This is a genomic window from Klebsiella sp. P1927, from assembly GCF_018204675.1.
GTDB lineage: Bacteria > Pseudomonadota > Gammaproteobacteria > Enterobacterales > Enterobacteriaceae > Klebsiella > Klebsiella pneumoniae.
In genome coordinates, this window is record NZ_CP073377.1 from 3,395,111 (window position 1) to 3,407,249 (window position 12,139).

General features: G+C 55.2%; 10 protein-coding genes. 5 read left to right on the plus strand and 5 right to left on the minus strand.

Annotation, left to right across the window (positions count from 1 at the left end):
• Positions 1-9 precede the first annotated feature (9 nt).
• Positions 10-1,242, minus strand: coding sequence for a multidrug efflux MFS transporter KdeA (kdeA, locus tag KB892_RS17270; RefSeq protein ID WP_004151718.1), 1,233 nt, complete (start codon positions 1,240-1,242; stop codon positions 10-12).
• Positions 1,243-1,569: 327 nt separating this feature from the next.
• Here kdeA and ybjG point away from each other — a divergent pair, with 327 nt between their 5' ends.
• Both ybjG and deoR read left to right on the plus strand, forming a co-directional pair.
• A complete protein-coding gene (ybjG, locus tag KB892_RS17275) occupies positions 1,570-2,163 on the plus strand; it encodes an undecaprenyl-diphosphate phosphatase (RefSeq protein ID WP_004141974.1) in 594 nt (197 codons plus the stop codon).
• A gap of 101 nt (positions 2,164-2,264) precedes the next feature.
• A complete protein-coding gene (deoR, locus tag KB892_RS17280; protein ID WP_004151717.1) occupies positions 2,265-3,023 on the plus strand; it encodes a DNA-binding transcriptional repressor DeoR in 759 nt (252 codons plus the stop codon).
• Between the two features lie 38 nt (positions 3,024-3,061).
• Here deoR and dacC read toward each other — a convergent pair whose 3' ends face one another.
• On the minus strand, positions 3,062-4,264 hold the full coding sequence (dacC, locus tag KB892_RS17285; protein ID WP_004151716.1) for a serine-type D-Ala-D-Ala carboxypeptidase: 1,203 nt from the start codon (positions 4,262-4,264) through the stop codon (positions 3,062-3,064).
• Between the two features lie 652 nt (positions 4,265-4,916).
• A complete protein-coding gene (locus KB892_RS17290) occupies positions 4,917-5,045 on the minus strand; it encodes a hypothetical protein (RefSeq protein WP_014342958.1) in 129 nt (42 codons plus the stop codon).
• 1,533 nt (positions 5,046-6,578) lie between these two features.
• On the opposite strand from KB892_RS17290, the gene KB892_RS17295 reads away from it, so the two are divergent.
• A complete protein-coding gene (locus tag KB892_RS17295) occupies positions 6,579-7,205 on the plus strand; it encodes a glutathione S-transferase family protein (RefSeq protein ID WP_004151714.1) in 627 nt (208 codons plus the stop codon).
• A gap of 2 nt (positions 7,206-7,207) precedes the next feature.
• Here the strand turns inward: KB892_RS17295 and KB892_RS17300 are convergent, their stop codons facing one another.
• Positions 7,208-8,317 (minus strand): PQQ-dependent sugar dehydrogenase, encoded by a 1,110-nt coding sequence (locus tag KB892_RS17300; protein ID WP_004151713.1) that lies wholly within the window; start codon positions 8,315-8,317, stop codon positions 7,208-7,210.
• Between the two features lie 115 nt (positions 8,318-8,432).
• Positions 8,433-8,816, minus strand: a complete 384-nt coding sequence (bssR, locus tag KB892_RS17305) for a biofilm formation regulator BssR (protein WP_004151712.1) — start codon at positions 8,814-8,816, stop codon at positions 8,433-8,435.
• Positions 8,817-9,194: 378 nt separating this feature from the next.
• Between bssR and KB892_RS17310 the strand changes: the two genes are divergently transcribed.
• A complete protein-coding gene (locus KB892_RS17310; RefSeq protein ID WP_004147732.1) occupies positions 9,195-10,436 on the plus strand; it encodes an oligosaccharide MFS transporter in 1,242 nt (413 codons plus the stop codon).
• Between the two features lie 232 nt (positions 10,437-10,668).
• Positions 10,669-11,994, plus strand: a complete 1,326-nt coding sequence (gene rimO, locus KB892_RS17315) for a 30S ribosomal protein S12 methylthiotransferase RimO (protein ID WP_004141985.1) — start codon at positions 10,669-10,671, stop codon at positions 11,992-11,994.
• The last annotated feature ends 145 nt before the right edge of the window (positions 11,995-12,139 follow it).

Below are 12,139 nucleotides of genomic sequence, written 5' to 3' on the forward strand. Positions count from 1 at the left end.
TGAAAACAACTACCCCTGCTGCGAATTGCCGACGCTTTTATCTTTCAGAAAGTAAATCATCAGCCCCAGCCATAGTACCCCACCCAGCAGGTTAAACAGGCTGAACAGCCCGTTGCCGCCCAGCTCGTAAGCATGTTTGCTGAGCTCGATGCCGACGGTGAAGATCAGCATCTGCAGCATTCCCATCGCCGCCGAGACCGTGCCTTTACTCATCTCGCTGGCGAACAGGGTTAAACGCACCAGGCCGGCGTTCGCGAGGCCAATCCCGAAGGCGTAGAAGCTCAGACCGGCCGTCATCCACAGATAAGCGTGGGAAGAGACCACGGTCGCCGCCGCAGAGAGGATCAGGCCAAACATGATCGGCCAACCGCCCATGATAATCAGCGAGCGCACGGTCCGACGCGCAGTCAGGCGCGCCAGCACCAGGTTGCCGGCAATCAGCGCCCCGAAAATCGGCACCTGCAGCATGCCGTACTCATAGCTGGTGGCCTGTTCGCCGCTGATAATAATCACCGGCGACTGGGCAATCCACGCCAGCAGCGGCAGGCTGACAAAGCCAGTGGCCAGCGCGCCGGCGACGAAGCGCAGGTTCTTCAGCACCAGCCGATAGTCGCGGCCCAGCTCTTTCACCGACAGCTTTTCGCCCAGCCGCGTCGCGGTCTCCGGCATCGCCCGCTGCAGGCCGAAGAACGAGATGGCCGCCAGCACGGCGAACAGGACAAACATCATCTCCCACGGCAGGACATGCACCCAGGCGGCGCCCACCAGCGGCCCCAGCAGCGGGGCAATCAGCGCCACGTTAGCCATCAGGGCGGTGATTTTGATACACACCGCCTCCTCAAAGGACTCCTGTATCGCCGCATAGCCCACCGCGCCGATAAAGCACAGGCTGATCCCCTGCAGGAAGCGCAGCAGGGTAAACTGCTCAATGGTCTGCGCCAGCAGCGTCGCCAGGCAGGTGACGATAAACCATACTACGCCGGTCAACATCACCGGACGGCGGCCAATACGATCCGACAGCGGCCCCAGCAGCCACTGTAAAAACATGCCGCCTGCCAGATAGGCAGTCATTGAAGTAGGTACCCATTCGTTGCCCACCTGAAATTCCTGCACCACGGCTAACATGCCCGGCTGAATCATATCGTTGCCGATATAAGTGGAAAACTCGTACAGCACCAGACATAACGGGAACAACAGCGCCTGCCTTCCGAGGCGGCGGCCTGAAAGCGAATAATTTTGCATGAAATCTCTTATCTATCAAAAATCGCGCAAAGTGTAATGAAACTCCCGGCGCGGAGATAGTGAATTGTGGGTGACACCGCACAATATTACGAGCCGTGCGCCATCGTCCCGCCTCTCCCCTGTTATTCAGCCTGTGTATATATTCCGTTTATGTTTCAGCAATGTGACAAACGATATACTGACGTTTTTCAGGCTGTTAGCCGTAGACTTTATGGTAGTGGATTTCATAACAACCTGATCTTTAAGACAATGCCGCCTTTATCTCCGCACCGCTTTTATTTAGGGTAGGCGGCTTAATTGCTATCGGACCAACGAGCCTGGAAGTCTATGCTGGAAAATATTAACTATGCGCTGTTCGCCCTGCTCAACGCGACGCCTGCCTCGCCGCAGTGGGCCATTGAGATGGCGATCTTCATCGCTAAAGATCTGATTCTGATCGTGCCTCTGCTGGTGGTGACATTGTGGCTGTGGGGGCCTGCCCAGCGGCAGATGGTGTTTAAGCTGATGCTGGCGCTGACGATCAGCCTGACCGTGTCGTGGGCGATCGGCCACCTCTATCCGCACGATCGGCCGTTTGTCGCCGGCGTAGGCTATAACTTCCTGCACCACGCGGCGGACGACTCCTTCCCCAGCGACCATGGCACCGTCAGCTTTACCTTTGCCCTGGCCTTCCTGTTCTGGCATCGCCTGTGGTCCGGCGCCCTGCTGATGGCCATTGCCGCCGCCATCGCCTGGTCCCGTGTCTATCTCGGCGTGCACTGGCCGCTGGATATGGTCGGCGGGCTGCTGGCCGGGATGTGCGGCTGCCTTGGCGCGGCGCTGATCTGGCACACGTTCGGCCCGGCGCTATACCATCAGCTGCAGCGGCTGTATCGTCTCTGCTTCTCCTTGCCAATCCGCAAAGGCTGGGTGCGCGGCTAAACGCCGCCGTCGCTGCGGCCACCGCGTGACTAACCCGCAAGCGACAGGTAAAATCCCGCTAACGCCCTGCCCCCGCAGGGCGATTTTAGCGCAGAGGGAATATGGAAACTCGCCGTGACGAACGTATCAGTCAGCTCATTCAGGCACTTAAACGCAGCGATAAGCTGCATCTGAAAGAAGCCGCTTCCCTGCTTGGGGTGTCGGAAATGACCATTCGTCGCGACCTCAATGGCCACAGCGGCCCGGTTGTGCTGCTCGGCGGATACATTGTGCTGGAGCCGCGCAGCGCCACCCATTATCTGCTCAGCGATCAAAAAACCCGGCTGGTCGAGGAAAAACGCCGTGCCGCTCGCCATGCGGCCGCGCTGCTGGAGGCCCATCAGATGGCCTTCTTCGACTGCGGGACCACCACGCCGTGGATTATTGACGCCATTGACGATGCCCTGCCCTTCACCGGCGTCTGCTACTCCCTGAACACCTTTCTGGCCCTGCAGGAAAAACCCCAGTGCCGCGCGGTCCTGTGCGGTGGGGAGTTTCATGCCAGCAACGCGATTTTTATGCCGCTGAGCCTTGAGGATACCCTCAGCCATCTGAGCCCTGATATCGCCTTTTACTCGGCGGCGGGGATCGACTGCGAGCAGGGGGCGACCTGCTATAACCTGGAAGAGCTGCCGGTTAAGCACTGGGCGATGCGTCACGCGCGCTATCACGTGCTGGTGGTCGACCACAGCAAGTTTGGCAAAGTGCGTCCGGCGCGCATGGGGGCGTTAGCGAAATTTGACGTGATTGCCAGCGATATCTGCCCGGATGATGAGCTGGTCGCGCTGGCGAAGGCGCAGCAGATTTCCCTACTGTATTGAAGCGTCGCTGCCCGCGCCCCGCAGGGCGCGGGCAGGCATCAGGAGAACCAGCTGCCGAACCAGCCGTGCAGTTTCATCAGCACGAAGTCGATCATCCGGCTGAAGAAGCCGCCCTCTTTTACCGACTCCATGACAATCAGCGGACGCTGTTCAATGGTTTTATCATTTAGCTTAAAGTCGATAGTCCCGACCACCTGCCCCTTCTCCAGCGGCGCGGTAAGCTGCGGCTGATTTAAGGTATAGCTGGCTTTCAGGTTTTTCAGCTGGCCCTTCGGCAAAGTGATAGAGCCCGCCTCGCCAGCCCCCAGTTTCGCTTCATTGCTATCGCCAAACCACACGCGCTGGGTAACGAAGGTGGCATCTGGTTTAATCGGCGTCACGGTTTCAAAGAAGCGGAAGCCCCAGGTCAGCAGTTTTTCTGACTCGTTAAAGCGAATGCGGTCGGTTTTGGTCCCCAGCACCACGGCGATCAAACGCATATCACCCTGAGTGGCCGAGGAGACGAGGTTATAGCCGGCCCCGGCGGTGGTCCCGGTTTTCACGCCATCGGCGTTGAGGTTGCTGCTCCACAGCAGGCGGTTGCGGTTCGGCTGGCGAATTTTATTGAAAGTGAACTCTTTCTCTTTATGTACCGCGTACTCTTCCGGTACGTCGTGGATCAGCGCTTTGGTCAGCAGCGCCATATCGCGGGCGGTGCTGAACTGCCCCGGCGCGTCAAGGCCGTGGACGGTCATAAAGGTGGTGTTGGTCAGCCCCATCTTTTTGGCGTAGCCGTTCATCAGGCTAACGAAAGCGTCCTGGCTGCCCGCTACGTAGTCAGCAATCGCAATGCTGGCGTCGTTACCGGACTGAATGATGACCCCTTTGTTCAGATCTTCTACGGAAACCTGCATGCCAGGCTTGAGGAACATCACCGATGAGCCGCGCAGCGCCGGGTTGCCGGTCGCCCAGGCATCGCGCCCAACGGTCACCATATCGGTCAGTTTGATTTTTCCCGCTTTTATTGCCTGCCCTACCACGTAGCTGGTCATGATCTTCGTCAGACTGGCCGGGTCGAGTTTTTCATCGGCATTGCCTTCGCTGAGCACCTTCCCGCTGGCATAGTCCATCAGGATCCAGGCGCGAGCGTCAATTGAAGGGGCGTCGGGGAGTTGTTCCGCAGCCTGCACCGCAGGTGCGACAAGAAATAACAGCGCGCAACCTGCCGCGAGGCCGCGAAGGGAAAAAGCGTCATGCATCATAAGAGCCACCCAAGTATCCTTTCCAAACAAAATATGCCGCGCCACTCTGACCGCGCCGCAGCAACCGGTGAGTAAAGCGTACAAATGACCTTAAAGAAACAGCGAGTTGGTAAAGTTTTTAAAGTTTACGCAATAACATGCCGCTGTGCTTTAATCAGAACAATTTTTTTGATCGTAATCGCCTTAATGTTAACTTTATTATGGCAAGAAAAAAATCGCCTTTCAAAACCAATTAGTCACCGAAATTTCAATGACATAGCTAACTTGTCTTCGGGAAAAATGCTACTAAAGAGACGTCGCGAGCGTGTCTTTCATCGTGGTTTGCCTGGTCATAGATTCACATTATGGCGGGGCCGTGTGGGGTAAGCGAAAGCCTGGCCAGTGATATCCAGTCGCCTCGCCCCTACCCCCTTCACCTGAGAACCGGGGATGGTTGTTACTGCTGATACCCTTCACAAAACTCAAAATGTCGGCCCGGTTGCATTCCATGAGGCCCAGTTCAACTTCCGAACTCACAATAACCACATCTGGCTTGCTGCTGTAGAAGTCTCAGACGCTTAAATATAAACCTGAAGGTTCTGTAGGCCGTATTTACGCCTGAAATGCAGTTGAGAACTCCCGGGCTATGCTTGAGACGGTCATTACGCCCGTCTCAGGAAATTAGCAACAACGCCCGCACTTTTCTCTCCATCGGGCCTGCCTGATCGCCATGTTCAGCAAGGCTTCGATTGCCATAGCATTCCGCCGATGGAGGCGCAATATCCTTGATAAAGGATATCAATCAGCTATCCCCTCTATACGCCACCATCAGGGATTGAGGTCAGGAAGGGAGAGCCTCCCGCTAATGATATGAATTATTCGCCCACTGGATAAGCAGGCAGACGGCTTCCCTGTTTTAGTCGGCATATCGGTAAAAAATAGTTTATCGGGCTATTTTCACTTTCCGTATTACACAAGTAAGAAAAATAGCACATCGATACGGATGGATTCCTGGTCATTAAATACAGTATAGTTTCCCCTGCAATCTTTATGGAAGCGGGTAGCTCACCCGCAGTTATTCCATAAATTAAGATTCGCATATTGTGTTGAAAATGGCATATCCCTTTATGCGTGTAATTACACCCCAGCCTGTCGCTGGGCTTTTTTTTTCAAGGCGACTCTGGATCGTGATAAATTTTACAAATACATTCATAACAGCGCATCCACAGCCGTGGCCTTTACAGAAGTATTGCTCTCAAAACCCCGGGCCGCTCTGATTCTGTTGCCCGTTATTAATCACGCCGGTTTGATGAAAAGATTAACATCTCTTCCCGGGTAATCTCCTACCCTTCTCGTCCGATGCCATATCGAGCTCTACGACTCGCTCTTCCAGACTGCAGTTCGCCAGTGCTTCTTTTATCCCTATTTCGTTTTGCAGGGATGTTTTGATAGCACCGCGATAGTATGCTGGCCATCCTTATCAGTCATTCATTTTAACCGCCTTTTTCAAATCCTTCCGGGGAAAGTAAAGTCCTCTACCAGGCTCTGCTCGTTTAACGCTATAGATTCAAATACTGATTATTGCATTATATACCACTTACCCCCGCAGTGATTACCCAGGTAAGATAAATAGCACAAAAGTAAGGGTGGATTCCTGGTTATTTAATACAGTATATTTCCCATGTAGTCTGTATGGAAGTTGATGGTTACCTTTGGTTAACCCATACTTCGAGACTCGAATATTATCTTGAGAACAGCATGCAACCCTGAGTAAATTTACTCCCCAGTGCCAGTCACTGGGTTTTTTTTGCTATTTTTCAGAATATCTTCCAGCCAGTCGGCGCCTCTCATGGTCTATTTTTTCTGGGTGGGATGAGAAAGATGTATATCCGATCGATAAAAACAACAGTTCATCCCTGTAAAAAAAATAATTCTTTCACTGACTTTCTATTTATTAATATTAACCTGTGTTCCTCAGATGATTGCGATGCAATAATCAGCATCAAATTATACCCTCAGGCGACATTGAGATTTTAACCGAGACGGAGAGGGAGCGTTTTTATAGATGCACGCCTAATTTAAAGCTTTAATTATCAATAAGATACACCATATTCACGCCCTTTCCTTCGTAGCGTAACACCCGATAGATATTACTCCTGTAAAATAGTAAAAACACTTTCCGGGCCCTGTGACCCAGGAGTGCCCCTGGCTGAAGGGAGTAAGCATAAAAACCTTTAATAACAGCCAAATAAAAAAGCTTGCCGGATTTTTAACTTTATCCCAACATGATCGCCGATCGCGCTGCAACGGCAGTGAAACAAACTCAGGAGCGAAAATGATTACACTGTGGGGACGTAATAACTCGACCAACGTGAAGAAAGTACGCTGGGTGCTGGAGGAGCTGGATCTGCCTTATCAGCAGATCCTCGCCGGGCTGGAGTTTGGTCTCAACCATGACCCGGAATATCTGGCGATGAACCCGAACGGGCTGGTGCCGCTGTTAAAGGACGATGCCACCGGGGTGGTAGTGTGGGAATCAAATACGATTATTCGCTACCTGGCGGCCCAGTATGGCGTTGACCGTCTGTGGCTTGCCGCGCCGGCGCAGCGCGCGCAAGGGGAAAAGTGGATGGATTGGTCCAACGGCACCCTCTCACCCGCCCATCGCCCGGTATTAATGGGCCTGGTGAGAACGCCGCCGGAGCAGCGCGACCCGGCGGCCATCGCCGCGGGGATCAGCGCCTGCGAAGCGCTGTTCGCCATGCTGGATGACGAACTGGCCAAAATGCCGTGGCTCTCCGGCGAGCAGTTCGGCCTTGGCGATATTGCCGTCGCTCCCTTCGTCTACAATCTGTTGTCGATCCTCGACAGCTGGCAACCGCGGCCCCATCTGCAGCGCTGGTATCAGCAGATTAGCCAACGTCCTGCCTGGCGCGAAGTAGTGCAGATCCCGGTGACCTGAGGCTAAGCCTCGGGACTCAACCGCAATAGCTCGCCGTTAGACTCGTCGGTTAAAACGTACAGATAGCCGTCGGGTCCCACGCGAACATCGCGGATGCGTTTTCCGCGCGCCTCCAGTAATCTCCCCTCCTCGCGGACCTGATTACCGTCCACCGCCAGGACAATCAGCGATGTCTCCTTCAGCGCGCCGATAAACAGCTTATGCTGCCACTGGGGAAAGGTCGGCGCCGAATAAAAGGCCATCCCGCTCACCCCGGGAGAGACCGGCCAGACATACAGGGGAGGTTCGGTCCCCGGAACCGTTTTGCCTTTTGCTTCCGGAATGGGCAGGCCGCTGTAGTTAATACCGTGCGTCGCCAGCGGCCAGCCGTAATTTTTCCCCGCCTGCGGAATATTAATTTCATCTCCGCCGCGCGGGCCATGCTCGTTCAGCCACAGCGCCTCGCTCCAGGGATTCATCGCCATGCCCTGCGGATTACGGATGCCGTAAGCCCAGATCTCCGGCCTGGCGTCAGCCCGGCCGACAAAAGGGTTATCCGGCGGTACACCTCCGGTCTCCGTCAGGCGGACCACTTTCCCCTGCAGCTTGCTGAGATCCTGGGCGGTGGCACGCTGATTATTTTCGCCCAGCCCGATAAACACATATCCTTTGCCGTCGAACACCAGCCTGCCGCCAAAATGATTGCCGACGGAGAGCTTCGGCTGCTGGCGAAAGACCACGGTAAAGTTCGTCAGCTGCGTGGCATCCTCGCTCAACCGCCCATAGCCCACCGCGGTGCCCGCCTTACCGCTGGCGTCGCTTTCCGCATAGCTCAGCCACACCCGCCGCGACTGGGCGAAATCCGGGGCCAGCGCCACGTCCAGTAGGCCACCCTGGCCGTTGGCCCATACCTGCGGCACGCCGGCTATCGGCGCCGACAGACCTTTACCCGGCTGCCAGCGCTTGAGCTCGCCGCCGCGCAGGGTGATCAGTATGCCCTGATCGTCAGGCAGAAAGGCCATGCCCCACGGCTGGGCCAGCCGGTTTTGCAATACCTCCACCCGCACCGCGGCCCGGCTCAGGGCTGGTAGCGCTAAGGCGCTCAATATCAACAGCAGTGGGATCGGACGCATGGCATTCTCCTTTCGTCAGCTCTGGGCTAAAGGGTAGCCAGCGGGGAAATTTGCGCGGGGATTTTTACATAACCTTTAACAGGGGAAGCGTTCACTTCCCCTGGGTTTCAGCCGATCAGGCATGAGTGATTGGCGCCAATTTATTCAATTTATGAATATTTGAGGTCAATCCTGTCAGACAGCGTTCTAGCTTCTCTACGTTAACAGCGATGTATAGCGGACAATCATGATGCCCGCTCATCAGGCATAGTGCAGCGGCGGCGACCGATTCGCCGGCCAGGCGAAGGACATCCCTCTCCTCCGGTGAAATGGCATTCTGCAGGCGCGGCGCCTGCGCACGCATTTCACGGCAAAGCTCAAACAAGTTATCACGCAGATGGTCATTTTCGCTGACTGACATGTAGCCTTTGGCCTTTCGCAGTTGCAGATAGGCGTCAATATCGATATTGGCGTTAATAAGCTTCTGCAGAAGGTGGCGGTATAGTCTGTCAACGGTCATCACGGTTCCTCCTCTGTCGTCCTTTACCCTTTCCATAATACGGTTATTTTTTGTGCAAAATGATGCGCCAGGTCAATAATCCCCAGTTCTTTAACATCATTTACAATGTGGCAACTTTAACGCATTGTAGGGTGTATAACAAAAACAATGTTATACGATCACAATTAATTTCAATCTGAAATTAACAAACAGAAAATGGCAATAAGAGACAAAATTAGTGCAGCAATGATCACAATACCTCATATGACCTGTTGCACCATCGTCAATTAGGATGTCATAACAAATAATTAATGTAATACGTATAACATGTCAAGAAAACAGCGAACGCGGCCCGCGGATCGCTGAAATTCTCTCTGCCCATTTGCAAGGAACTGAAACATGACGTCCGGTAAAAGAAACTACCTTCTGTTGAGTCTTTTCGATTTCCTCTACCTGTTCGCCTGGTCGTCGACCATGGCTTTCTTCGTTATCTGGACCACCCAGCATCTTGGCATCAGCGCCACGAAGACCGGGCTGCTTTACTCGGTCAACGCCTTTATCGCCCTGCTGATGCAGCCTTTCTTCGGCTTTATCTCTGACAAGTTCGGCCTGAAAAAACGGCTTATCTGGCTGCTGGTCGCCCTGCTCCTGCCGGTGGGCCCCTTCTTTATCTACGTTTACGCGCCGCTGCTGGTGCACAACTTTTGGTTTGGCGCCTTGCTGGGAGGGATCTATCTGGGGATCATCTTTAACTCCGGCTGCGGAGTAATCGACTCTTATATCGATAAGATTTCCCGGCGCTATCAGTTCGAATATGGTCGTGTGCGGATGTGGGGCTCGTTAGGCTGGGCAGCGGCGGCCTGGATTGTGGGTAAATATATCGACAGCAATCCTAATCTGGCCTTCTGGCTCGCCAGCCTCGCCATTGTCATCGCCGCCATCTGCTTTATGCTAACCAAAATTGAATTAACCGACGCCGATGTGGCGCGAAGCGAATCGCTGAAGGTCTCTCATGCCCTTGAGCTGGCGAAGAATGGTCAGTTCTGGATGCTGCTGCTCTTTACCCTGTTCGTCACGCAGATTTACGACACCTACGATCAGCAGTTTGCCCAGTACTTCTCGCTACAGTTCCCGACGCCGGAGGAAGGCAACCGCTGGTACGGGATCCTCGCGTCTATTCAGGTCTGCGGTGAAACCCTGTTCCTCTGCCTGATGCCATGGTTTGTTAACCGGACCGGCGCCAAATGGGCGCTGATCATCGCCGGGCTGATCATGTCGGTACGTATTGTCGGCTCAGCCGTGCCCCTCGGCCCGGTGTGGATTGGTGCGGTGAAAATGATGCATGCTCTGGAGAAGCCGTTGATTCTGGTATCGGTCTTTAAATTCATCGCCGCCAACTTCGACCACAAGCTCTCTTCGACGGTCTATTTGCTGGTGCTGTTCGTCGCCTCGATCGCCACCGCCATTTACTCTCCGCTGGCAGGCTATCTGTACGATACCATTGGCTTCGCCAACACCTATCTGATTCTCGGCAGCGTCGCCGGGCTCTTTACCCTGATCTCTATTTTCACGCTGCAGGATAAGCGCGAGCCGAAAAAAACCGGCGCCACGCCCTCCGCAGCCATTAACCCGGCGCAATAAGTCTCTGCCCGGCAGCCACGCCGGGCTTGAGCCGCCTGTGCGCACGGCTTGTCAGAAGCGTGTCCCGCCCCTCTGCTCCGGGGCGTGTGGGATCCGCTCTGGCGGTGGGGGGCGTAAAAGACAGGTCGGGGGCGCTTTTTCACCATTAACCGCGACGGAGCTATACTCTTTTTCGCAAAGATCTGTAGAATTCCTGCCCTGACCATTCCAATAATTGAACACTTTTTAAGCTATGAGCAATGTCACGCATCAGCCGAAAATCGGCTTCGTCTCCCTGGGCTGCCCGAAAAACCTCGTGGACTCAGAGCGTATCCTGACCGAACTGCGCACCGAAGGTTATGACGTCGTACCGACCTACGACAACGCCGATATGGTGATCGTTAACACCTGCGGCTTTATTGATAGCGCTGTGCAGGAATCGCTGGAAGCGATCGGCGAAGCGTTGAAAGAGAACGGCAAGGTAATCGTCACCGGCTGTCTCGGCGCGAAAGAGGATCAGATCCGCGAAGTGCATCCGAAGGTGCTGGAGATCACCGGTCCGCACAGCTATGAGCAGGTGCTGGAGCATGTCCACCATTATACGCCGAAGCCGAAGCACAACCCGTTCCTGAGCCTGGTGCCGGAACAGGGGGTTAAGCTGACGCCGCGCCACTACGCCTACTTAAAAATCTCTGAAGGCTGCAACCATCGCTGCACCTTCTGCATCATCCCGTCCATGCGTGGCGATCTGGTGAGCCGTCCGATTGGCGAAGTGCTGGCCGAAGCCAAACGCCTCGCTGACGCCGGCGTGAAAGAGCTGCTGGTGATTTCGCAGGACACCTCCGCCTACGGCGTCGACGTCAAGCACCGCACCGGCTTCCACAACGGTATGCCGGTGAAGACCAGCATGGTCAGTCTGTGCGAAGAGCTGGCGAAGCTCGGCATCTGGGTGCGCCTGCACTATGTCTATCCGTACCCGCACGTTGACGATGTGATCCCGCTGATGGCGGAAGGCAAGATTCTGCCGTACCTCGATATTCCGCTGCAGCACGCCAGCCCGCGTATTCTGAAGCTGATGAAGCGTCCAGGTTCTGCGGACCGTCAGCTGGCGCGCATTAAGCAGTGGCGTGAAATTTGCCCGGATCTGACCCTGCGCTCCACTTTTATTGTGGGCTTCCCGGGCGAAACGGAAGAAGATTTCCAGATGCTGCTCGACTTCCTGAAAGAGGCGCGTCTCGACCGCGTCGGCTGCTTCAAGTACAGCCCGGTTGAAGGCGCTACCGCCAACGAGCTGGCGGACCAGGTGCCGGAAGAGGTGAAAGAAGAGCGCTGGAACCGCTTTATGCAGCTGCAGCAGCAGATCTCTGCCGAGCGTCTGCAGGAGAAAGTGGGGCGCGAAATCCTGGTGCTGGTAGATGAAGTTGATGAAGAAGGCGCCATTGGCCGCAGCATGGCCGACGCTCCGGAAATCGACGGCGCGGTGTACCTGAACGGCGAAACCCGCGTTAAGCCGGGCGACGTGGTGCGGGTGAAAGTCGAGCACGCCGACGAATACGACCTGTGGGGTACCCGGGTCTAGTCCAGCTTCCCGGATAGCGGCTTAGCGCATTCCACGGCCTACGGGGTCCTCCCGTAGGCTCATCCCCCCAGGCCCGCGCAAGCGCAGCGCCGCCGGGTAATTTATCAGTCATCATGCCTTCATATTGCCGGGTGGCGGCTAACGT